Raw genomic sequence first — 23,125 nt, forward strand, 5'->3', positions numbered from 1 at the left:
GGCTCGGGCAAGGGGGAAACTATGCTGACCGACGTCATCCGCGCGGGGCGCGCTGATCTGTATTCGATCTTTCGAACCCGCGCACATGACTGCGCCCGCGCCCTCGCCATCGAGGACGGCAGCAGAAAACTGACCTATGCAGAACTGCTGGAGCGGGTCGATCGTCTGGCGGCTGTATTTCTGGCACGAGGCGTGGCGCCCGGAGACAGGATCGCGATCCTGTCGCATAACCGCTCAGAATACCTGGAGGTCGAACTTGCAGCAGCGGGAATCGGCGCGATCGTCGCCTGTCTGAACTGGCGGCTTGCCCCCGATGAACTGCGGCACTGCATCGATCTGGTCGAGCCGGTTCTCGCGGTTGTCGAACCGGAACTTTCAGAAGCTTACCGCGCCGTCGCGTCGACACCCTGTCTAACCGTCGGGCCAGACCTGGAAACGGCCATTGCCGGGGTCGAGCCGGACCCGCGCACCGGAACCATGGTTGACGACCCCGAGGCCGGTCTGACGATCCTCTATACCTCGGGGACCACGGGCCTGCCCAAGGGGACGCATATCAGCCACCGCGCGCATATCGCCCGATCCATGGTTTTTGCGGCCCAGCTGGCGCTGGATCCCGGCGACGGGTTCATCGCCTGGGCGCCGATGTTCCACATGGCCTCCACCGATCATGCGCTGGCAACGATCCTGCGGGGCGGGACCGTGGTGATGGTGGACGGGCTGCAGCCCGCCGTCATCAACGAGGCGCTGTCACGCCACAGGATCGGCTGGTTCGTGATGATGCCCGGGGCACTGGAGGCTTTTATTAACGAACGGCACGCCAACCCTTTGCCGCTGAAGGGGATCAAGGTTTGCGGCGCAATGGCTGATCTGGTGCCGCCGCATCAGATCGCGGAACTGACCGGTCTTCTGGACACGCCCTATCTGAATTCCTTCGGGGCGACCGAAACCGGCCTGCCGCCGGGAACCGCCGATCTGATCGCGCCGGGTGTGACCCCGGACCGGCTGTCCAAGCGCATCAGCGCCTTTTGCGAGGTGCGGCTGGTCGATCCCGACGACCGCGAAGTCCCCGATGGAACGCCGGGCGAAATGGCGCTTCGGGGTCCGACGCTGTTTTCCGGGTACTGGAACGCCGACGACACCAATGCCCGTGACTTTCGCAACGGCTTTTTCCACATGGGCGATCTGTTCCGGCGCAATGCGGACGGCACCGTCGACTTTGTGGATCGGGCGAAATACCTGATCAAGACCGGAGGTGAAAACGTCTATCCGGCGGAAATCGAACGTGTGCTTCTTTCTCATCCCGATGTGATCGATGCCGCCGTGGTAAGGGCCTTCGACGCGAAATGGGGGGAAAGCCCGGTGGCCTTTGTCGCCTGTGACGATGACGGGCCGGATGCCGAGGCGCTGCTGAACTTGTGCCGCGAAAGCCTCGCTGGCTATAAGCGACCACGCGAAATTCGCTTCATCGCGTTCGAGGATTTTCCCAGATCGACCAGCGGCAAGATCCAGCGGCATATCCTCGAAGCCCGGCTCGCAGATTAATTTTCGCTCTGACCCGATCGTCAGCCAGCCACGCCAGTTCGCCCCAATAGCGATAAAAGCGTTCTTATCCTCGTTGCCACGAGCTTCTTATCCCCGCCCTTTGGAGTAACCCCCTGAAAGTGATCCACCATCTGGGATAGATTGACCCGCGATTGAAGCGCAGCCCTCTGTCGGACTACACGGCTAGGGTTTTCCGGGTGTTTGAGCTCAGGAGGATTCGTAGATCCCTGAGCCATTCATCAGTGCGATCGGTGGTTTGTTCCCGGTTGCGCTGTGGGGGCAGCAGTAACCCGGCGCATCGCACCGACGGGCATGGACTGCCGGCAATTGCCGGTTGGGGCTGCTGCGGGCCTTCAAGGGAAAGTCGGCGACTATCCGATGTGCGGGACAAAGCGGACATTCGCCAAGCGACCTCAAACGTCCGGTTCTGTACTGCGGCCCGACAAAACGATATCAAGTGATCAGCGGTCAGCCGATCGCACCTGTGTAACTGTCTTCTTCGGCCCTCCTGTCTGCATGATCTGGGACAGGTAAGAATTGCGCCGTCTGATGAAGTCACGCAGAAGGGTCGGGTAATCTTCACTGACGGCATTCTTCACAGAAACCCGACGCTCCAGTTCATGTCGCCAGGCCCTTACACGGGCAAGCCCTGTGAAGACGCCAAACTCTCCGATGGTGTCAAAAACGTCGAAATAGCGGAAGACCGGGCCGAATACGACATCGACGAGGCTGAACCGGTGGCCATCGAACCATGGTCCCTCCCCAAGCTCCGCGTCCAGCCGAAGGAACTTTGCGCGGAGCGCCGCCACTTTTTCTTCCAACGCTTTCTCGTTCGGCGCCGAGTAGAACCCCGCAATGTCGTTCAAGACAGCAGATCCAAATTCAATCCAGGCACGGTGGCGGGCGCGATCGAGAGCGTCGTGCGGATGAAGCGCGTGGGGTTGTGTATCCTCAAGATATTCGAGGATAACCGCAGATTCGAAAATCGGCGTCCCGTCCACAACCAGGACAGGCGTCTTGCCCAGCGGAGATATGGCAAGAAACCAGTCGGGCTTGTTCGAAAGATCGATGTCAGTTCTCTCGAACGTGACACCTTTCTCAGTGAGCGAGATCGCCGCGCGCTGCACATATGGGCAGAGCGCATGGCTAATGAGGTGGAGGCTCATGTTGTCTCTCCCGCCATCTGCACGTTACCGGGCGCGAAGGAAGGGCTGAGGGCGAAACGGCCGTCGCCCAGAAGCCCTTGCACGATGGCAAGCAGCGTCAGATAGGCCGGGTATTCCCACCCGCCGTTCTCGTATCCGAACATCCAGCCGTTTCCGGAGTGAGCCCAGGTCGCACCGGCCAGGATGGGCACGGTCGCCGACGCGACCCACCGAGCCTGTACGCCGAGGACCAAAAGGGCACCGGCAATCGCCTCGACTGCAAAGACCATATAAGCAAACCAGCCGGGCAGCCCGATCGAAATGAAGAACTGCGCCGTTCCGGGAAGTGTGAAAATGAAGAGCTTGAGAAACAGGCTGTGCGCCAGGAACATGATCCCGAGTGCTATACGGAGCAGGAATAATCGGCGACCGCACTGCTAAAGGCTAACATTACCGCTTGGCAGGTCTGAACCTGCTGGCGGCGATCTGGATACCGCGCGCGCCTACGGGAAACGGTTGGCCGAGGTCGCGAGCCGCTGGAACAGCTGATCCAGCTGTCTGAATAATCGGCCCGGCCGCCCGGATCGGATGTGCTGCGGCCGGGTTGCGCTCAGTCCGCGACCCCCGCCCGCCCGATCAGCGCCATGAGCGTTCCGGTCATCGTTGCGACGAGCTTTTCATCCTGGCTCTTCACGGCATAGGCACGCGCCTCGCATATGGTCAGCGTCCTGCCTGGTTTCACCACGTCAGCGACGAAGCGAAACCGTTCGCCGTCCGCCGGGTTGAGTAGGTTGATCTTGAATTCGGCCGTCAACACTGCCGCGTCCGCTGGCATCAGCGAAAAGGCCGCGTATCCGCAGGCGCTGTCCAGCGCTGTCGACAGGATTCCGGCATGCAAAAACCCATGCTGCTGGGTCAGTGCAACCTGATGTGCCATTTCCAGAACGATGCGGCCGGGTAACAACTCGGCAATGCTGATCCCCAACGTGTTCATCACCTTCTGGCGATCGAAACTGTTGCGCACGCGTGCGTCATAGTCGGGGTTTTTCGGTTTGAATTGTGTCATGGCGGGTCTTCCTCTTCGATTTCATTCGTCAATGACCAATCTTAGGCGGTCTTTGAGGCGCGTATCTTGTAGCGAAAGGTCAAAACGACGCGGAATAGACAGAGCGCGCAACGCGCCGGGCGGTTTGCCGGCGAAGATCCGGCAAGCGGCGGACAAGTGAGATTGATCGTAGTATCCGGCGTCCAGCGCCAGATCGCTCAGCAGCAGGGTCTTTGACGCAAGCTGCCCGAGAGCCCGGCGAAAGCGTCGCAAGGTCGCAAGCCGCCGCCGCGACACGCCGGTTTCCGCCCGCACCTTTCGACGTTTGGTCCGGTCGCTGTAAGCTCCGGTTGGTGCGGCAAAGCGCAGGTCTCTCGCAAGGCCGTCAAGCACCGCGATGAGCGCAGGCAGGTCATCGTCCCCGTTCTGAACCCGGGCCAGTTCTGAGGCCAGCATGTCCAGCCCTTTGGAGTCGGGAAATCGCTGCGGTCGTGACGACAGTCGCAGCCCGGCCACGACACCCAGGAATGGCCTTGGGCGGGGCGAAAAATAGGGGCGCGGTTCTGCCAGCGATACGCGCCCGCCGCCGCTGTCGTAGCGCGTTACCGAAAGGGTAAAGAGGTCGGTTGCGAACCGCCCGTGTCCACCACCGCTCAGCACACCGGTATCGCGGAACACGAACAAATGGTCGATCTGTTTGGCCGCTTCCTCAGGCGGAGCCAGTTCGAGATAACGCGGCGGCTCCATCAGGTTACTTGACGAAAGCATCCCGGTTCTCGGCGACGAAATCGGCAAATCGGCGCGCCGGGCGTCCCATCACATCACTGACCGTGGTCTCGATGCCGGCAAGGTAGCCCTTGGGCGCGATGGAAGCCAATTCGACCATGGCTCTGGCGACCTCGTCCTGCATTCCGCCAGCCACCATGCCCGCCTTGGCATTTTCGGCCGACAGGGACACGCACGACACTGTTCGTCCCGTCACCCCGGACAGAAGGGCCGCGATGTCATCCCCTGCAAGAGCTTCGGGCCCGGTCAGGCCAAGAGCCTTGCCTTCGTAACCCGGAGCGGTCAGCGCCTCGGCGGCGACATCCGCGATGTCGCGGGCGTCGATCCAGGCCACGGGGCCGCCCAGATCGTCATAGTACACGGCGTCCTTTGCAATGTTGCCGGCCTGCCACAGCAGGTTCTGCATGAAATAGGTCGGCTGGACAAAGGTCCAGTCAAGGCCGCTTTGCTTCAGCAGCTCCTGGGTTTCGGAATGCCACTTTCCAAAGGTCAGCCCCGCCTTGGGCGACGCGCCAAGCCCCGTGGCCACAACGATATGGCGCACGCCCGCGGCCTTGGCCGCCTCGATCACGTTCGCCTTCCACTGGCGCATGTTCAGATGGGCAGGCGTGACCAGGTATATCTTTTCTGCCCCGTCACAGGCCCGCGCCAGCGCGGCAGGGTCCGTGAAATCCGCTGCGACCGCCTCGCATCCTTTGGCCCTTAGCGCATCTAACTTGGAGGGGGCGCTGGTGACAGCGCGCACGGACGCGCCTTTTGCCAGAAGCGTATCGACGAGGGGCGCGCCAGTCGTGCCCGTGGCTCCGAAAACAGTGATCATGACTTTTCCTTTTGCAGGTCTGCGATGGGCTGAATGGTTTCCGGGTTGCTGATCGACGACAGATCGCCCGGATCTTCACCGAGAAAGGCGGCACGCACGACACGGCGCATGGTTTTCATGCTGCGGGTCTTGGGCAGCGCTTCGACAAAGTGGATCTCGCGCGGGCGGAAGGGCTTCGAGACGATCTCTCCGACACGATCCTTGAGCCGGTTCACGAGCTCCGCGTCCGGCGACACATTTGGGGCCGCCACGCAGACGCAGACGACGGCCACGCCCTTGATGTCATCAGGTGCCGCGATGGCAGCGGCGTCCACCACCTCTCCGGTTTCGGTCAGGGCCGCCTCGATCTCGGGCGGGCCGATGCGTTTGCCGGCGATGTTCAGCGTGTCGTCCGACCGGCCCAGGATATACCATGTCCCGTCCGGATCGCAGCGCACCCAGTCGCCGTGCCGCCAGAGGCCGGGGAAGGTGGACCAGTAGGTTTCAAGGTAGCGATCGCGGTCCCCCCAGATGGCCGGGGTCAGACCCAGAGGCGGCTGGGTCACGACCAGTTCGCCGACCTCGCCCGGTGCGGCTTCGCTGCCGTCCTGGCGCAGAACCTTGGCCCCGACACCCAGGGCCTGGGCCGAAAATCCGCCGGGCTTGAGCTCGTGCAGCACGGTCGAGGTCAGGATCGCGCCAAAAAGCTCGGTCCCGCCCGAGATGTTCAGCGGCACGGCGCGGCGGCGACAGATATGATCGAGCTGCCAGAGCCAGGCATCCTCGGTCCAGGGCTCGCCGGTCGAGGCGACGATGCGCAGGGACGACAAGTCGTAGCCCGACAAAGATTCAGTATCCTGCGTCATGAACTGCCGTACCAGGGTCGGGGCCACGCCGAGATGCGTGACCTCCATCTCGGACGCAAGACGCAACAGCCTGAAGGGATCGCCGGGCATTGATGGTGCGCCCTCGGCCAGCACCAGAGTCGAACCGGACAAGAGCACCGACAAAAGGGTAAGCGGTCCCATGACCCACCCCATGTCGGTCATCCAGAGGTGCCGGTCATCCCGTTTCATGTCGAGGCAAAGCAGGAAATCGGCCGTGGCCTTGGCCTGCACGCCCAGATGGGTATGCACGACGCCCTTGGGCCGTCCGGTGGTGCCTGACGTATAGGCGATCAGAAAGGTGGCTTCGGCCTTGACCGGAACGGCGGCAAGCTCCGGACTGGCGCGGCCCACGGTTTCGCTCCAGTCCAGATCGCGGGCGGGATCGGCTACCGCACCGCCGAACCGTCGCAGGCTGATCACGGTATGAACCGATGGCACGTCGGTCAAAGCCTGGGCGAGGCTCGCCTCCATCCAGACCGGCTTGCCTCGCCGGGGTGTGGCATCCGCTGTCAGCACCGCCACGGCATCCGCGTCGTTCAGGCGCGATACGATGGCATGAGGCGCAAAACCGGAAAACAGCGGCACCGCAACCGCGCCCAGCCGGGCAATCCCCAGAAGCGCGGCCTCGATTTCGGGGATCATCGGCATATAGATGCCCACCGCCTGACCGGGCCTTACACCGCGCGTGGCAAGGGCCGAGGCAACGCGGGAGGCTTCGGCGGTAAGGTCGGAATAGGTCCAGCGGCGGCGGCTTCCGTCTTCGCCGACCCAGTCGATTGCGACCTTGTCGCCCAAGCCATCGACAATTCGGGCGTCAAGACAGGTTTCCGTCAGATTCAAAGTACTCCCGACGGCCCACCGGATCGATTCGGGCCCTTCGGAGATATCTCGCAACCGGCTGTAGGGCCGCGCGAACCGTATCCCGGCATGGTCAATGATCCGGCCCCAGAACCAGTCTGGGTCTTCATTCGAACGGCGGACGAGTTCCTCGTAACTGTCAATGCCGCAGCCCGTCAGAAATGCGGTCAGAGTGCTTGTCCGCTGGATGTCAGAGCCTGGCTGAAACATTCGCAACCTTTCTAGAATGAAAAAGGGCCGCACAAAAGGCGCGGCCAGTCGGGGAGGTAACTCTTTTGGCACGGTTTGGCAGCAACGCCTGGTGTCCGGCGCTGCTGTCATGGCTTCAACCGTGCATGGACAAGCCGCCCGAAACCGAAATCACCTGGCCGGTAATGAACCCTGCGTCGTCCGACGACAGGAAGCAGATGATGCCAGGGTAATCCGTCGGCTGCGCCAGGCGCTTCATCGGAATCGCCCGCTTGAGACCTTCGGCGATCTTTTGACCTGCCTCGCCCTCGGCAAATTGAGCGAACAGAGGTGTGTCGGTCGGTCCCGGGGCGACCGCATTCAATTGTATACCTTTGCGCGCCAGCTCGCGCGCCACGGTCTTCGTGAACGAAATGATGCCGCCCTTGCAGGCTGAATAAACCGCCTCGCCGGATGACCCGACACGACCAGCGTCAGAGGCGATGTTAACCACGCGACCGCCGCCGCTCTTGACCATGCCCGGAAGCACCGCGTGATGCATGTTGAGCGGGCCGTAAAGATTGATGTCGATAACCTTTTTCCAAAGATCGGCATCGGTGTCGAGAAACATTCTGCTGACGTCCCAGCCGGCGTTGTTCACCAGCACATCAATCGGGCCGCCGGATTCGAACTCGGCCACCGCCGTGTCGACTTGACTACGGTCGGTGATATCTACCTTGAAGGCCTGCGCCTTCCCGCCAGCCTCGGTGATCAGTCGGACAGTTTCCTCCGCCCCATCCTTGTTCAGATCGAAAACGGCAACTTCGGCGCCCTCTTCGCCGAACCGTTCGCAAACTGCGCGGCCAATGCCGCTTCCACCGCCGGTCACAATGACCCGTTTTCCACTCAACCCTCGCATGGAGGTCCTCCTCTTCCGATAAACCTTTGTCAAGAACTTGATTCGGAACGTTCCTTGGATTATTCTAACATTTGTTAGATTTAATGCAATGGACAGTCTCGTGTCCCGCAAGTATCGAAATGAAATGGTACACAAGACTGACCCCCCCAGGACACTGAGCGAAGACTTGAGCAAGTCTGAGAGGACACGTGAGGGTATCCTTTCGGCGGCTGCGCGACTTTTTCGGTATGAAGGCTATCACGCAACGACTATGCGCGACATCGCGCAGGAAGCTGGCATTGAGGCCGGCAGCATTTATTATCATTTTCAATCCAAGGACCAGATTCTGAGCGAAGTTCTCGATCTTGGCGTCCGTCAACTATATCAGGCGGTCAGTGAAATCGTTCGGTCGGCACCGACAAGTTCGGAGGATTTTCGCAAGACTTTCGGACTGCTGATTGAAACACACCTTGCCTACCTATTGACCGACAGCGACTTTACGTCAGCCAATATTCGGAACTATCCGATGTTGTCGGACGAAACACGCGCCCCGCATCGCGAATTGCGTGCATCATATGCGGGTGCCTGGGGCAAATTCCTGAATGACGCCAAACGCGCCGACCACCTTCGAAGCGACATATCCACTGCTGTGATCCGCCAGTTCATCCTGAGTGCCATGAACTGGACCGTAGAATGGTACGATGTCGACTCGTATCCGGTGCGCATACTCGCGGAACGAATGAGTAAGCTGATACTTGACGGAATGTGTCCACATCGCAAGGCGGATACCGAAGGCTTGAAGCTGTGCCCCGCCACTACCGCCAAAACCCCGGATCCCGACAGCAAGGCGGCTAAGACCCGTGCAGAAATTCTAAAGGCCGCAGCGCGCGTTCTGAGGGACAATGGCTACAAGGCGACCACGCTGAGAAAGATCGCGGAAGAAGCGGACATGAAAGCGGGCAGCGTCTATTACCATTTCAACTCCAAAGAAGCGATCGTTGACGAAGTTCTAAACGCCGGACTGAGGGACTTGCTATCAGGTGTCGAAGCCGCCGTTCGGAAATTCGATGCCCCGTACGATCATCACGCCAAGATAGCGACTGCAATCTGGGCGCACCTGGATTTCCTCTTCAAGGCAAGTGAATTCACCTCGGCGAATATCAGAAGCTATGGAATGCTCCCCAATCATTTCAGGGAGAGGCACAGGGGTATTCGCCATGAGTATGGAAAACTCTGGGATCGGATACTCCGTGAAGCTCAGGACGACGGTGCCATACGGTCGGATATCAAGATCGTCCCCTTGCGCCAAGTGATGTTGGGTGCCTTAAACTGGACGGTGGAATGGTTCGACCCGAACAAGGCAGGAGTGGAAGGATATCTATCACTGCCTGAATTCTCCAGCATGCTCATCAATCTGCTATTGGAAGGCATTTGTAACCGGGAAGCGACCCCGTCCACAGGACAAGGTAGCCCTGAAAGCGGTTGCCCCGGTCAGACCAGAAGGAAGTGATACAGCCCTTCGGCAACCGCCTTTTCCCGATCCGTCTGCCAGCTGAGCACGCTGACGCTTGCCATCCGCTTGCCTTTGCGCGTGACGTTAGCGCGCGCAAAAAGCGGTCCCTTCACACCGGGTCTGAGGTAATCGACGGTCAGGTTGATCGGCTTGGCCGGAACGTCGGCGAAATCGGGCTGTACCGCGATGGCGGCAGTGGCCTCCATAAAACTCGCGATTATGCCGCCATGGTAGTACTCCATGATCGGGTTACCGATATGGCGGTCATCAAAGGTCATTTCCGCCTCAGCATGGAGACTGTCTAGACTTCTGACCTCAAAGTTGAGAAATCGGAAGAACGGCACCCGGGATACATTGGCATTGACAGTTTGCACGTCCATCACGAGGTTTTTCCTTTTGTCATTGCGTCAAACAGGCTGGTTTCGCCGCGCGTCAATGCAAACGAGGCGGTTCCCCTAGCTATTTCAGCATCCTCATGGCCCGCGAACCAGACGCTGCCGGAATTGAAGGCGATGTGGCGGGTCTTGCGAAAACAATGCGCTTGAACGATGACATCCGCGCGCGAACGGGCCGGGCGCAGGTAATCAACTCTGAGGTCAAGAGTGGCCATGGTACTGACGCCTTCGATGGCAACAAAGTTCGCCAGTCCAAAGACACTGTCCAGAAGTGCCGTCAGGATACCACCGTGGAGCAGCGATTGTTCCGCATCGACGCAAAAGTCCGGATTGAACGGCATCCGAACCCGAACACCTTCCGTCGAGACCTCTTCGATCTCAAGCGCCATATGCGTTATCAGACCCTTGCCGCGCGCATTCCACATCTGCGCGATTTGCTCCATCTTCTTTTGGGTGATGTCTGACATGCGATCTTTCCTTTAACGCCCCGTGAAATTGGGTTTTCGTTTTTCGACGAACGCAGCAACCGCCTCGTGGTGGTCTTCGGTCTGATGCATGAGCGCCTGATAGGCCGCCGCGGAATTCAGGAAATCCGGCAGGTCCATCCGTTCGGCATTGCGCATCAGACGCTTGGCGACCCGCACCGCGCGCGGCGGTTTCGCGGCGATGACAGCGGCCCGTTCACGGGCCCGTTCCATCAATTTTTCATGAGGCACAAGTTCAAGCACCATACCAAGCTCCAGCGCTTCCTTGGCCTCGACCATGCGCCCCGAGAAGGTCAGATCGGCGGCCTTCTGGTGGCCCAGACGACGCAACAGGAACCAGCTGCCCGCATCGCCCGGAATGATTCCGAGATTCAGAAACACCTCGCCGAACCTTGCTTTTTCTGACGCGATGCGCATGTCGCACATCATGGTCAGGTCGCACCCCGCGCCCACCGCCGGGCCGTTGACTGCGGCGATCGTCGGAATATCCATGTTGTAGAGCGCAAGCGGCAGCCGCTGCACCCCATCAACATAACTCTGCGCCGCCGCCAGCGGCTCCTTGCGGAACACGCTGTCGGGATCGTTCATCTCCTTGATGTCCCCGCCTGCACAAAAGGCCGGGTCGGCCCCGGTCAGGATCATCACGCTGACCTGAGGATCGGCCTGCACCTTGGCGAAGGTCTCCAGAAGGGCAGCGATCATGTCGTTGCCGGTGACCGGGTTGCGCCGCTCGGGGTCGTTCAGCGTAACCGTAGCGATCCTGTCGGAAATCTCCAGAAGGACGGGCTGTTTATTCATTCTTGCCATCTCCCCGTTCGCGTTTCTCGAACATCGCGGGGTTGATCATGTCCCGCGCGTCATGACCCATATGCAAGGTTTCACCGCCGTCTACATAAATGTCTTCTCCGGTGATGAAACCGCCAAGTTTCGAGGCCAGGAAAATGATCGTGCCTGCGATGTCCTCGGCCGCCCCCATCCGGTTTAGCACCGAGCGGTTCAGCTTTTTCCACTGTTCCGGCGGAATCGGATAGCGGCCAAGCGCATCGGTCTTGATCGTGCCCGGCGCGACACAGTTCAGCCGGATGCCGTACTCGCCCCATTCGGCGGCCAGCGTTTTCATCATGCCCGTCACACCGGCGCGGGCGGCGACGGTGTGTGTAAAGCCGGTAAGCGCGGTGCGCGCAGAGATGGCGGTGACAAACACAACCGATCCACCATTGTCGTACATGAAGTGATCCGCCGCTGCCCGGGTCATCTGCCAAGATCCGATCAGGTTGTTGCGGATCACGGCTTCGAAGCCCTTGTTGGTGATATCGCGGGCGGCCGCGATATACTGGCCGCCGGCATTGTTCACCAAAACATCCAACTGCCCATAGTGGTCCTTGATCCGCCCCATCGCAGCTTCGATACTGTCTTCGTCGCGGGTGTCTCCGGGCACGACAAAGGCCTCGCCCCCCGCCGCCCGGATCATTTCGGCGGTCTCTTCCAGCGGCTCTTCGCGGCGCGCGAACAGCGCAAGCCTTGCCCCGCAAGCGGCCATTTCGATCGCCGTCGCCCGGCCCATTCCAGATCCGGACCCCGTGACCAGGGCAACTTGACCCGCCATGAGATCCGACGCGTAACGCCTTGATTTCGCTTCGCTCATGTTCCGCCCCTAGTTCTTCAGCAATTCGCCAGAGATGATGAGTTTGCGAACCTCCTGGGTGCCTGCGCCGACCTCAAGCACGCGACCGGTCCGGTATAGCCGGTTCACTTCTGTATCACGCATGTAACCCGAGCCGCCGTGAATCTGGACAGCTTTGTCCAGCACGAAGGATGTCGCCTCAGCGGCCTTGTAGATCGCCGCAGCGGTGAGCTTGTGTATTTCGCCGCGCCCGCCTTCGCCCTCTTCGAGGCCTTCACACATGGCAGCGGTGCGCAAGGACAGGCTCCGCGCGGCCTCGATCTGCGTATACATGTCGGCCAGCATCGCCTGAACCATCTGAAAACTGGCGATCGGTTTGCCGAATTGCTGGCGTGTCTTGGCGTAATCGATGGAAATATCCAGCGCCCGCTGCGCAATGCCCAGAGCGTTGAAACAGACGATGGCACGTTCCAGATCAAGTCCGGACATGGTAACGGCAACCCCGCCATCCAGCTTGCCGACCATGTTTCTGGCCGGAACACGGCAATCTTCGAATACCAGTTCGCCCGTCGGCGAGCCCCGGAATCCCATCTTGTTCAGCTTCTGCGCCACCTTGAAACCGGGCGTGTCGGTTTCCACGATAAAGGCGGAAATGCCCTTGGCCCCTTTTTCGGGCGATGTCTTGGCATAGACCAGCACCAGATCGGCAATCGGCCCATTGGTGATGTAGATCTTGGCGCCGTTCAGGATGTAGTCGTCGCCATCCTTTTTGGCCGTGGTCCGCATCGAGCCAAGCGCATCAGACCCCGCGCCGGGTTCGGTCAGACCCAGGGCACCCACCAGCGTGCCGTCGCACAGACCTGGCAGGTATTTTCGGCGCAACTCGTCATTGGCGTTGCGATAGATATTATTGACGCAGAGGTTGTCGTGCGCCACATGGGTCAGTCCGATGGCCGCCGAGGCGCGCGACATTTCCTCGGTGATGATACAGGCCGAGGTAAAATCGAGCCCGGCACCGCCGAATTCCGTCGGCACGTTCAGTCCCAGGTAGCCCATTTCGCCCAGCTTGGGGAAAACCGAAGACGGCAGGTCATCAGTATCGTCCATTTCCGCATTCAGATGGTGGAATTCGGACATGAAGAACTTGCCGGCCTGATCGGCCAGGGCCTGCTGTTCGTCCGTCATGAAATGTGTTGGCAGAGCGGTGTCGTTGCGCAGTTGCTTGTTCATTGTCTCGTCCCCCTCAGGCGCGCAAAAGTTCTTCGGCAATGATGATCTTGCGGACTTCGCTTGTTCCCGCGCCGATCTCCAACAATTTGTTGGCGCGGAACAGCCGGTTGATCTCGGTGTCCTGCATGTAGCCAGAGCCACCATGAATATGACAGGCTTCGGTCACCGCCTTGTTGAATGCCTCGCCTGCGTAAAGACAGGCCGCCGCGGTCAGTTTGTGGATTTCGCCACGGCCCCCGGCCCCTTTTGGTAGGCCCGTACAGGCGGCCAGTGCCCGATAACCGAATGCGCGCGCGGTTTCGACCTCGGTGTAGATCTCGGCCAGTTTCGACTGCATCATCTGGAAACTTGCAATCGGTTTGCCGAATTGTTCGCGAATCTTGGCGTATTCCAGCCCTAGTTCCAGGGCGCGTTCGGCCATGCCAACGCAGACTGAGGCAACCATAGCACGCTCCAGATCCAACCCGCTCATTACCACCGAAACGCCGGTGTTTTCCGGTCCAACCATGGCGGATGCGGGTACGCGGCAATCCTCAAACACCAGTTCTCCGGTTGGCGAGCCGCGAAAGCCCATCTTGTCAAGCTTTTGCGCCACCTTGAAACCGGGATTGTCCGTCTCGATGATGAAAGCAGAAATGCCCTTGGCGCCCTTCGACTTGTCGGTTTTGGCATAAAGCAGGATCACATCGGCAATGGGGCCGTTGGTGATGTAAATCTTCGAGCCGTTGATGACATAATCATCACCGTCGCGGCGGGCAGTTGTGGCCATGGATCCGAGCGCATCGGATCCCGCACCCGGTTCGGTCAGGCCCAAAGCACCAACCAGCTCGCCCGAGCAAAGGCCCGGCACGTATTTCTTCACATGCTCTTCGGATCCATTGCGCAGCAGGTTATTCAGGCACAGGTTGTCATGCGCCCCGTGTGAGAGGCCCACAGCCGGATTCCACTTCGAAATCACCTCGGACACCAGCGCCTGGGTGAACTCGTTCTGTCCCGATCCGCCAAGCTCTTCGGGTGCGGTAATCCCCAGCAGGCCCAGCTCGCCCATCTGCTTGAACAGATCATCGGGCCACCATTCCTCGTCATCCATACGCGCTTGCAGTGGGTGTAGCACCTCGCGCGACACCCGATCCACGTGATCGACGATCTGCCGTTGCTCATCAGTCAAAGAATAGTTCGCCCTGATGGCTTCCAGATCAGCCGAGATGGCCTCACTTTGAGTGGTCATATCATCCTCCCGAAAAATGTCGTCCGCCGTGTTGACCAAAATCAAACATATGTTAGAAAATAGATCAAGCCAAGCTTTTGACGACCTGACGTAAGAAAGCGCGGTGTCCTGCAATACAGAGGGGGGGGGAGCTTCGGAAATGACTGAGAGCGTTGTTCAATCGCAGGCGCTCGGCAAAGAAGTGCGTATCACGATTCGACGTCCTGACAATCGAAATGCCCTCAACCGTGAGGTCGCAGACGGGATCATGGTCGCCATATGTGCTGCCGAGAGGGACAGCGATTGCCGCGTGATCGTTCTGACCGGCGAGGGCGAGCGCGCCTTCTGTGCCGGGGGCGACATCAAGGCGGGGGCGGATGGCGGCCCGTTTGTTCAGGATCCGGCGGACCCGGATCATTTTGCCGGAAGGTTGTTCGAGACGATACAGGCGTGCCGAAAGCCAACGATCGCGCGCATCAATGGCGTCGCTATGGGGGCAGGAGCGGGCATCATCTGTGCCTGCGATCTGGCTGTGATGGCGGATCATGCTCGCATCGGAACGCCGGAAGTGAAGGTGGGTCTGTTTCCCATGACGATCGTGCCACCCATGATGCGCGTGCTGCCCCGGCGGAGGCTGATGGAGATGTTCATCACCGGCGTTCCTCTGACGGCCGAGGAAGCCCTGCAGTTCAATCTGGTCAACTATGTGACCGATGCCGCGGGGCTGGACGACAAGGTTGCAGAACTGGTTGCCCAGATCGCCGCGCAGTCGCCGAGCGCGATCCGGCTGGGAAAATACGCCTGTCACGCGATGGAGGACATGACCTATCCGCAGCAGATGCGGTTTGCAGAAACACTGTTACCGCGTGTGGCGCAGACCGAAGACGCGCGCGAAGGCTTTGATGCCTTTATTGAGAAGCGCAAACCCGAATGGACGGGCCGCTGATCAAACGGGGAGGAGAGGAATATGTCGGAACGAAAGCTGCGCATCGGATGCGCGTCGGGTTTCTGGGGCGATACGCCGGAAGCGATCGGTCAACTGGTCTCAAAGGGCGAGATCGACTATCTGGTGTTTGACTATCTGGCAGAGGTGACAATGTCGCTGATGGCGCGGGCCCGCGCCAAAGCGCCCGAGTCGGGCTATGCGCCGGACTTCGTCAAGGCGCTGGCACCCTGGTTGTCGGATATCAAGGCAAAAGGGATCAAGGTCGTTGCCAATGCAGGGGGCGTGAACCCGCGTGGCTGCAGCGATGCGCTTGCCAAAGCCGCCGCCCAGGCCGGGATCGATCTGTCCGTCGGAGTCGTGCTAGGCGATGACCTGTTGCCCAGGGCCGATGAAATTCGCAAAAACGGTCAGACGGAAATGTTCTCGGGTGTCGCATTTCCAGATGATATCTGGAGCATGAATGCCTATCTGGGTGCCCGCCCCATCGCTGCCGCGCTGGATGCCGGGGCCGACATCGTGATCACCGGACGCTGCGCCGACAGCGCGGTCGCGCTTGGTCCCCTGATGCATGAATACGGTTGGGGCGACGATGACTGGGACAAGCTCAGCCAGGGATCGCTGGCCGGCCACCTGATCGAATGCGGCCCCCAGGGAACCGGCGGCAACTTCACCGACTGGCAGGACGTGCCGGGTTGGGACAATATGGGCATGCCCATCGTCGAGGTGTCCGAAGACGGCAGTTTCATCATGACCAAGACGCCTGACACCGGCGGGCTGGTCGTGCCCGGGTCAGTCGGAGAGCAGATGCTCTATGAAATCGGGGACCCGCGCGCCTACCTGTTGCCCGACGTGATCTGCGACTGGTCCGGGGTCACCCTGGAACAGGTCGGACCCGACCGGGTGCTGGTCAAGGGCGGCAGGGGGCTTGGGCGCACCGACAGCTACAAGGTGTCGGCGACCCATGCCGATGGCTGGCGCGCGGTCTCTACCCTGACACTGGCCGCGATTGACGCACCCGCCAAGGCCGAACGTGTGGCCGAGGCGATCCTGACCCGCTGTCGCCGGATTTTCCGCGACCGCAACATGGGAGATTTCCGGCAGGTCAGCGTCGAGGTGCTGGGGGCCGAGGCGGCCTACGGCGCAAATGCGCGCGCCCGGACCCGCGAGGTGGTGCTCAAGATCGGCGCGGTCCATGACGATCGCGCCGCGCTGAACATCTTTGCCGGCGAAATCGCACCGATGGCGATTTCGACCGCGCAGGGTCTGACCGGGTTCTTCGCCGGACGGCCAAAGGTGCAGCCGGTGGTCCGTCTATTTTCCTTCCTTCAGAGCAAGGCCGAAACCCCCGTCGCGGTCGAGGTCGACGGCAAGGATGTGCCCGTGAGCGTGGCCACTACGCCAGTCCACCTTGATCCGCCTGCCGCACCGCCCGCAGATAGCCGCGAGCCCGGTCCGGACGTTGTCAAGGTCCGCCTCGTCGATTTGGCCTGGGGCCGCTCGGGCGACAAGGGGGACATCGCCAATATCGGCATCCTCGCGCGCAAGCCGGACTACCTACCATATATCCGCTCGGCTCTCAGCGAAGAGGTGGTGAAGGACTATTTCGCCCATGTCTGCGACGGCAGGGTAGAACGGTTCGACTTGCCTGGAAGCCATTCGCTGAATTTCCTGTTGCATGAATCGCTTGGCGGTGGCGGCATCGCCTCGGTCCGCATAGACCCGCAGGGCAAAGGGTTCGCGCAGATGCTGCTTGATATCGAAATTCCCGTGCCAGCCGATCTGGCCGCACGTGACGGACTGAATGCCGCGGCCCGGAACTAAGAGGACGACACCATGACCATTTCGAAACTCCTGGTCGCCAATCGGGGCGAGATCGCGGCGCGCGTGTTGCGCACCGCTAAGGCCCGCGGGCTTGCGACTGCCGTGTTGCGTCATGTCGCCGAGCAAGAGGGGCCGGCGCATCTGATCGCAGATGAGGTCGTGATGATCGACGGCCCGACGCCCGTGGCCGCCTATCTCGATATTCCTCAGATCGTCGAAGCCGCCAAAGGGATCGGCGCGGACGCGGTTCATCCCGGCTATGGCTTTCTGTCAGAGAATGCCGGTTTTGTCGCGGCGCTGGAAAAAGCCGGAGTGACCTTTGTCGGCCCGACGTCCGAGGTCATCGACCTGATGGGGGACAAGGTCCGCGCCCGCGCCTTCGTCGAGGAACGCGGGTTTCCCGTCGCCCCCTCGGCCATCGAGGATGATGATCCGGCGAGCTTTGTCGAACGCGCCCGCGCCGTTGGCTATCCGCTGCTCATCAAGCCCTCGGCCGGCGGTGGCGGCAAGGGCATGCGCGTCGTACGCGAGGACAGCACGCTGGAGACCGAAATCGAAACCGCGCGCCGCGAAGGCGAACGATATTTCGGCGACGGGCGGCTTTTCGTCGAACGCTATATCGAACGCCCGCGCCATATCGAGGTGCAGGTGATGGGCGACGGACAGGGCAACGTGGTCCATTTCTGGGAACGTGAATGTTCGATCCAGCGCCGGTTCCAGAAGATTATCGAGGAAACGCCGTCACCGGCGCTGACCCCCGAGCAACGGGATGAGATCTGCGAGACCGCTGCCGGAATTGCCCGCGCCGTCAAATACCGCGGGGCAGGGACTGTCGAATTCATCTATGCACAGGATGGGGCCTTTTATTTCCTGGAAATGAACACCCGCCTTCAGGTCGAACATCCGGTGACCGAGATGGTAACCGGCTTTGATCTGGTTGCCGAGCAGCTGCGTGTCGCGGCGGGCGACGGGCTGAGCGCCGTGCAGGCGGATATTCCCCAAACCGGACACTCGATCGAACTGCGCATCTGTGCCGAGGATGCGACCGCCGATTTTCGCCCCGCGATCGGCAATATCCTGCTGCTGGACGAACCCCAGGGCGAGGGGATCCGCGTAGACAGCGGCATTCTGGATGGCGGCAAGGTAACGACCGACTTCGACCCGATGTTGTCCAAGCTGATCGTGCATGGCCCGGATCGCGCGCAGGCCATCGCCCGTGCCCGGAGCGCGGTGCAAAGCTATGTGATTCTCGGGGTAACGACCAACACCGGTTACCTGGATGCAATCCTTGCACATCCGGATTTCGCCTCTGGTGACGTTTCAACTGGCTTCCTGGCTGAACAATCCGAAACGCTAACCGCGCCGGGCGAAGATGTCTCTGACTTGCTGATAGCGGCGGCGGCCCTATCGGACGAGCGCCTGGTGAGTGACGTAATGCAGATACCGGAAATGTACCGCAAGATGGGTGGGTGGAGAAACTGATGCAACGGATTTTTCAGATCGACGGAGAAGAGACTGATTGCTGGCTGGGTCATGATGGCAGCCGGTTCGTGCTCAACACCCCCACTGGCGCTGTTGCCTGCCAATTGGATCCGACGGGTCTGCCGGGCGGTTACAAGCTGCGGGCCAAGGGTGTTGTGCGCGAATTGCGACTGGCCGTGGGGCCGGAAGCAACTTTTGTGCACATGGACGGGCGAACCTACGAAGTCGGGCGGGTTGATCCCGCCGAACGCCTGGCCGGAAGCGACGGTGGCGCGAGCGACGACCGATTGGTGGCGCCCATGCCGGGTGTCGTGGTGTCAGTTGCGGTTAAACCCGGCGATGCGGTTGAAGAAGGCCAGCCACTTCTGGTGATCGAAAGCATGAAGTTGGAAACCACACTGACGGCGCCGCGCGACGGGGTCGTTGCCGAAATGCCATTCGCCGAAGGCGACAGTTTTGGTCTGAAAGACATCCTGGCCCAATTGGCTCCGGAGGAGGAGTGACCATGCGCAGAATTGAAAGTCAGATCGACACCAATGCCGCCGACTACAAGGCAAATTTCGCCGCCATGTCTGAACGGCTGAAGGAATTCCACGCTCGCCAGCACGCGGCGCGTTTCGAACGTCCGCAACGCGATATCGACCGCCTCGCCCGCCAGAACAAACTGGGCGTGCGCGAGCGGTTGAAACTGCTGCTGGACCCCGGCACTCCGTTTTTGGAATTTTCAACCCTGGCGGCCTGTCGTGAATATGACGGGGTGGTGCCCGGCGCAGGCGTGGTTACGGGGATCGGCATCGTGCAAGGCCGCGAGGTCGCCATTCATGCCAATGATGCCAGCGTCAAGGGCGGTGCCTGGTATCCGCATACCGTGAAAAAGGTCGTGCGTCTTCTGGATGTCGCGCTGGAAAACCGTCTGCCGGTCATCCATATCTGCGACAGCGCGGGCGGTTTCCTGCCGCTGCAGCACGGGGTGTTTCCCGACCGGTATCTGGGCGGGCGGGTGTTCCGCAACCAGGTCAAGCTGAGCCAGGCCAATATCCCGCAGATTGCCGTGGTCGGCGGACACTGCACGGCTGGCGGTGCCTATGTGCCGACGCTGAGCGACTACAACATCATCATCGAAGGCACAGGCGCGATTTTCCTTGGCGGTCCCCCGCTGGTCAAGGCGGCTACCGGCGAAGAGGTCGGTGTTCAGGAGCTTGGCGGCGCGGTCATGCACACCTCGGTATCGGGCACCGGCGACTATCGCGCCGCGACCGAACAACACGCCTTTTCACTGGCGCGCGAGATTGTCAGCCAATGGATGCGCACCCCGAAAACGATCATCGAAACCGCCGCTTTTGAAGAGCCATACTACGACCCCAAGGAGCTTTATGGGATCATCCCCAAGGACCGGAAAACCCAGTTTGATATGCGCGAGGTTCTGGCGCGGATCGTCGATGGCTCGCGCTTTCACGAATACCAGCCCGACTATGGCACCACGATGGTTTGCGGCTTTGCCCATATCTGGGGTTACAAGGTCGGCATCCTTGCCAACAACGGGGTGCTGTTCAACGACAGTTCGCTCAAGGCAGCGCATTTCATGCAGTTGTGCAACCAGAACCGCACGCCTCTGGTCTTTTTCCAGAACATCACCGGCTATATGGTGGGCCGCGAATACGAAGAACGAGGCATCGCCAAGGATGGCGCCAAGATGCTGATGGCGCAGGGCGGCTCGGTCGTGCCGAAGTTTACCGTGATCGCCAATGCGTCTTACGGGGCCGGCAACTACGGGATGTGCGGACGGGCCTGGGACGCGCGCACGCTGTTCATGTGGCCCCAGGCCGAGATCGGCGTGATGGGGGCGGATCAGGCCGCAAATACCATGGCGGACGTCAAGATTCGGCAGCTTCAGCGCGAAGGCAAAGAGCTGACCGAAGAAGAAATCGCCGCGATCCGCGAACCGGTGCTGGAAAAATACAAGCGCGATGTCGAGGCTTATACCTCGACCTCGGAATTGTGGGACGACGGCATCCTCGATCCGGCGGACACACGCAACGCGCTTGGCATGTCGATTTCTGCCTCGCTCAATGCACCGATCGACGATCCGCACTACGGGATCTTCCGTCTGTAAAGGCTTGAGGGACGGCACACCGGGTCGGGGAGTGCCGTTCCGCGTCAAGGCGCTTCCATCTGGTGCTTTCGGAATCTGAAGTAGTCCTGACCGGTCCGGTTCCCGGACCGGTCAGGACGATGTCCGCCGCGCCTCCTGAATGGAGACGACGTCAGAGGCCGCCATGCCGGGCCGGTTTGCCTCGACCGCCTTCAGCGGCTCGACCGGCGTCAATCCGGCCAGACAGTCGCGCGCAAGTTGCTGGTATTCCGCGGTGCCGCGCGTTTTCCACGCGATTTCTTTCTCGCTGACCTCGCGGATCACCTTTGCCGGCGATCCCACCACCATCGAACGCGGCGGAATCACGGTTTCGCCACGCACAAACGCCTGCGCGCCGACAATCGATTCCGCCCCAAGCTCTACACCATCCATAATGACGGAATTCATTCCGACCAGAGCGTTCCGGCCCACTGTGCAACCGTGCAGGATCGCGCCATGGCCGATGTGGCCGTCGCTTTCCACCACGGCGTCGCGGCCGGGAAAGGAATGGATGATGCAATTGTCCTGAACATTGGCTCCATCCCCGATCACGATCCTGCCGAAATCGCCCCGCAAGCTTGCTCCGGGGCCGATGTAGCATCCATGACCCAAGATGACATTTCCGATCAGAACGGCCTGGGGGTGGACATATGTATCCTCGGGCACGACGGGTATAAAACCCTTGAACTCATAACAGTATGCCATTCCGACCACCTTTCGTAAGCTGAGTGCTAAACGCTTGTCAGCGGTTGCGCCGGGACCAGAATCCCTCAATTGTGCCGCCGATCAGGGCGTGTGGCCCGAAAACAAACACAAGTTAGAAAATAGCGCAAGCTCCCTACGTCACAGCTTGGCGATATTGACACTTCCCAAGGTTGGGATTTAAAATCTAACAAATGGTAGAAAATAGGCTGGCGGACCGATTAGGGTGGCCTGACCGAACTTGGGAGAGAGAGAAATGACAGACAAAGCCTATGTTGCAGGCGTTGGGATGGTCCCGTTCCAGAAGCCGGGAAAATCCGAAAGCTACGATGTGATGGCGACCGCTGCGACCCGGTCCGCTCTGGCAGACGCGGGGTTGGATTATGATAAAGTCCAACAGGCCTATGTTGGCTATGTCTATGGCGACAGCACCTGCGGTCAGCGCGCCCTGTACCATGTCGGAATGACAGGCATCCCGGTTCTGAATGTGAACAACAACTGCTCGACCGGATCGTCCGCCCTGTTCCTGGCCAGGCAGGCAGTTGAAAGCGGCGCGGTCGAATGTGCTCTGGCACTTGGGTTCGAACAGATGCAGCCCGGCGCAATCGGTGCGATGTTCCATGACCGGGTCAGCCCGTTTGCGGCATTCGACAGTGAAACCGACGATCTGGTTGGCCGTTCCGAAATCCCGCTGGCACTGCGGTACTTTGGCGGTGCGGGCAAGGCGCATATGGACGAGTTCGGCACACCCGTCGAGACCTTCGCCAAGATCCGCGCCAAGGCCAGCCGACATGCTGCGAAGAATCCGGTTGCCCTGTTCCGGCAGGAGGTGACGGCGGAAGATGTCATGGCCGCCCAGGTCGTCTGGCCCGGCGTCATGACCAAGCTCATGGCCTGTCCGCCAACCTGTGGCGCGGCGGCGGCGATCATTTGTTCCAAGGAATTCGCCGACAAGCACGGATTGGACAGTTCCGTTCGGATCGCGGCGCAGGCCATGACAACAGACGGACCGGAAACTTTCGAAGCCCATGACATGCGCGAAGTGGTCGGCTTTTCGATGGCCAAGCGCGCCGCCGATCAGGTTTACGAGGACGCGGGCATCGGGCCCGAGGACGTGGATGTGGTCGAACTGCACGACTGTTTCGCCCACAACGAGCTTATCACCTATGAGGCGCTTGGCCTTTGCGGTCGCGGCGAAGCGGCGAAATTCGTTGATGATGGCGACAACACCTACGGCGGAAAATACGTGACCAACCCGTCGGGCGGTCTTTTGTCCAAAGGCCATCCGCTTGGGGCGACCGGCCTAGCGCAATGTACCGAGCTCGTTCAGCAGCTTCGCGGCCAGGCAGATGCGCGCCAGGTTGATGGCGCACGTCTGGCGCTTCAGCACAATCTGGGCCTCGGCGGGGCCTGCGTCACCACGCTTTATGAAAAAGCCTGATAGCGCCTTTCGGGAGGAAT

Annotated in this window: 22 protein-coding genes; 8 read left to right on the forward strand and 14 right to left on the reverse strand. The window is 60.6% G+C overall.

The features are described from left to right. Positions 1-21 precede the first annotated feature (21 nt). On the forward strand, positions 22-1,542 hold the full coding sequence (locus ACGYLA_RS09975) for a class I adenylate-forming enzyme family protein (protein WP_394432134.1): 1,521 nt from the start codon (positions 22-24) through the stop codon (positions 1,540-1,542). 461 nt (positions 1,543-2,003) lie between these two features. Here ACGYLA_RS09975 and ACGYLA_RS09980 read toward each other — a convergent pair whose 3' ends face one another. The 7 genes from ACGYLA_RS09980 to ACGYLA_RS10010 form a co-directional block, all read right to left on the reverse strand. After that, complete coding sequence (locus ACGYLA_RS09980; RefSeq protein ID WP_043753650.1) at positions 2,004-2,708, reverse strand: glutathione S-transferase family protein; 705 nt, start codon at positions 2,706-2,708, stop codon at positions 2,004-2,006. Further along, on the reverse strand, positions 2,705-3,103 hold the full coding sequence (locus tag ACGYLA_RS09985; protein ID WP_394374339.1) for a DoxX family protein: 399 nt from the start codon (positions 3,101-3,103) through the stop codon (positions 2,705-2,707). The genes ACGYLA_RS09980 and ACGYLA_RS09985 overlap by 4 nt, the downstream gene beginning before the upstream one ends. 194 nt (positions 3,104-3,297) lie before the next feature. Then, positions 3,298-3,753 carry a PaaI family thioesterase gene (locus ACGYLA_RS09990; protein ID WP_152467132.1) on the reverse strand — a complete coding sequence of 152 codons (456 nt, stop codon included), beginning with the start codon at positions 3,751-3,753 and terminating at the stop codon, positions 3,298-3,300. 21 nt (positions 3,754-3,774) lie between these two features. Beyond that, complete coding sequence (locus ACGYLA_RS09995; protein ID WP_394374336.1) at positions 3,775-4,479, reverse strand: helix-turn-helix domain-containing protein; 705 nt, start codon at positions 4,477-4,479, stop codon at positions 3,775-3,777. A gap of 4 nt (positions 4,480-4,483) precedes the next feature. Beyond that, the gene (locus ACGYLA_RS10000; RefSeq protein ID WP_152467134.1) at positions 4,484-5,338 is read right to left on the reverse strand and encodes an SDR family oxidoreductase; all 855 of its coding nucleotides are present in this window, start codon (positions 5,336-5,338) and stop codon (positions 4,484-4,486) included. Further along, positions 5,335-7,272 carry an AMP-binding protein gene (locus ACGYLA_RS10005; protein WP_197918524.1) on the reverse strand — a complete coding sequence of 646 codons (1,938 nt, stop codon included), beginning with the start codon at positions 7,270-7,272 and terminating at the stop codon, positions 5,335-5,337. The genes ACGYLA_RS10000 and ACGYLA_RS10005 overlap by 4 nt, the downstream gene beginning before the upstream one ends. 115 nt (positions 7,273-7,387) lie before the next feature. Next, on the reverse strand, positions 7,388-8,149 hold the full coding sequence (locus ACGYLA_RS10010) for a glucose 1-dehydrogenase (protein WP_152467136.1): 762 nt from the start codon (positions 8,147-8,149) through the stop codon (positions 7,388-7,390). 124 nt (positions 8,150-8,273) lie between these two features. On the opposite strand from ACGYLA_RS10010, the gene ACGYLA_RS10015 reads away from it, so the two are divergent. Then, entirely contained in the window at positions 8,274-9,638 is a 1,365-nt protein-coding gene (locus ACGYLA_RS10015) for a TetR/AcrR family transcriptional regulator (protein ID WP_136340203.1), read from the forward strand. On the opposite strand, the gene ACGYLA_RS10020 is transcribed toward ACGYLA_RS10015, so the two are convergent. The 6 genes from ACGYLA_RS10020 to ACGYLA_RS10045 are packed head-to-tail and all read right to left on the reverse strand — an operon-like array spanning position 9,620 to position 14,648. Continuing rightward, a complete protein-coding gene (locus ACGYLA_RS10020) occupies positions 9,620-10,021 on the reverse strand; it encodes a PaaI family thioesterase (RefSeq protein ID WP_028093915.1) in 402 nt (133 codons plus the stop codon). The genes ACGYLA_RS10015 and ACGYLA_RS10020 overlap by 19 nt on opposite strands. Further along, positions 10,021-10,503 carry a PaaI family thioesterase gene (locus ACGYLA_RS10025; protein WP_027264417.1) on the reverse strand — a complete coding sequence of 161 codons (483 nt, stop codon included), beginning with the start codon at positions 10,501-10,503 and terminating at the stop codon, positions 10,021-10,023. The genes ACGYLA_RS10020 and ACGYLA_RS10025 overlap by 1 nt, the downstream gene beginning before the upstream one ends. Positions 10,504-10,515: 12 nt before the next feature. After that, the gene (locus ACGYLA_RS10030) at positions 10,516-11,319 is read right to left on the reverse strand and encodes an enoyl-CoA hydratase-related protein (RefSeq protein WP_152467137.1); all 804 of its coding nucleotides are present in this window, start codon (positions 11,317-11,319) and stop codon (positions 10,516-10,518) included. Beyond that, positions 11,312-12,166, reverse strand: coding sequence for an SDR family NAD(P)-dependent oxidoreductase (locus ACGYLA_RS10035; protein ID WP_057796873.1), 855 nt, complete (start codon positions 12,164-12,166; stop codon positions 11,312-11,314). The genes ACGYLA_RS10030 and ACGYLA_RS10035 overlap by 8 nt, the downstream gene beginning before the upstream one ends. A 9-nt stretch (positions 12,167-12,175) precedes the next feature. Beyond that, entirely contained in the window at positions 12,176-13,375 is a 1,200-nt protein-coding gene (locus ACGYLA_RS10040) for an acyl-CoA dehydrogenase family protein (protein ID WP_152467138.1), read from the reverse strand. Positions 13,376-13,388: 13 nt separating this feature from the next. Next, the gene (locus tag ACGYLA_RS10045; RefSeq protein WP_276155041.1) at positions 13,389-14,648 is read right to left on the reverse strand and encodes an acyl-CoA dehydrogenase family protein; all 1,260 of its coding nucleotides are present in this window, start codon (positions 14,646-14,648) and stop codon (positions 13,389-13,391) included. Between the two features lie 94 nt (positions 14,649-14,742). On the opposite strand from ACGYLA_RS10045, the gene ACGYLA_RS10050 reads away from it, so the two are divergent. From ACGYLA_RS10050 to ACGYLA_RS10070, 5 genes are read left to right on the forward strand one after another with little or no spacing between them, the layout of a single operon-like run. Further along, positions 14,743-15,528: an enoyl-CoA hydratase-related protein gene (locus ACGYLA_RS10050; RefSeq protein WP_394374337.1), complete on the forward strand. Its 786-nt coding sequence runs from the start codon at positions 14,743-14,745 to the stop codon at positions 15,526-15,528. A 21-nt stretch (positions 15,529-15,549) separates the two neighbouring features. Next, on the forward strand, positions 15,550-17,349 hold the full coding sequence (locus ACGYLA_RS10055; RefSeq protein WP_152467139.1) for an acyclic terpene utilization AtuA family protein: 1,800 nt from the start codon (positions 15,550-15,552) through the stop codon (positions 17,347-17,349). Between the two features lie 12 nt (positions 17,350-17,361). Then, on the forward strand, positions 17,362-18,831 hold the full coding sequence (locus tag ACGYLA_RS10060) for an acetyl/propionyl/methylcrotonyl-CoA carboxylase subunit alpha (protein WP_136340206.1): 1,470 nt from the start codon (positions 17,362-17,364) through the stop codon (positions 18,829-18,831). Next, on the forward strand, positions 18,831-19,334 hold the full coding sequence (locus ACGYLA_RS10065; protein WP_232237131.1) for an acetyl-CoA carboxylase biotin carboxyl carrier protein subunit: 504 nt from the start codon (positions 18,831-18,833) through the stop codon (positions 19,332-19,334). Before ACGYLA_RS10060 ends, ACGYLA_RS10065 begins: the two co-directional genes overlap by 1 nt. A 2-nt stretch (positions 19,335-19,336) precedes the next feature. After that, positions 19,337-20,944: an acyl-CoA carboxylase subunit beta gene (locus ACGYLA_RS10070; protein ID WP_043753618.1), complete on the forward strand. Its 1,608-nt coding sequence runs from the start codon at positions 19,337-19,339 to the stop codon at positions 20,942-20,944. Positions 20,945-21,055: 111 nt separating this feature from the next. On the opposite strand, the gene ACGYLA_RS10075 is transcribed toward ACGYLA_RS10070, so the two are convergent. Then, positions 21,056-21,667 (reverse strand): transferase hexapeptide repeat family protein, encoded by a 612-nt coding sequence (locus tag ACGYLA_RS10075; protein ID WP_043753615.1) that lies wholly within the window; start codon positions 21,665-21,667, stop codon positions 21,056-21,058. 253 nt (positions 21,668-21,920) lie between these two features. Here ACGYLA_RS10075 and ACGYLA_RS10080 point away from each other — a divergent pair, with 253 nt between their 5' ends. Continuing rightward, complete coding sequence (locus tag ACGYLA_RS10080; RefSeq protein ID WP_152467141.1) at positions 21,921-23,105, forward strand: lipid-transfer protein; 1,185 nt, start codon at positions 21,921-21,923, stop codon at positions 23,103-23,105. The last annotated feature ends 20 nt before the right edge of the window (positions 23,106-23,125 follow it).

This window comes from Sulfitobacter sp. 1A13679, assembly GCF_043557115.1.
Taxonomy (GTDB): domain Bacteria; phylum Pseudomonadota; class Alphaproteobacteria; order Rhodobacterales; family Rhodobacteraceae; genus Sulfitobacter; species Sulfitobacter faviae.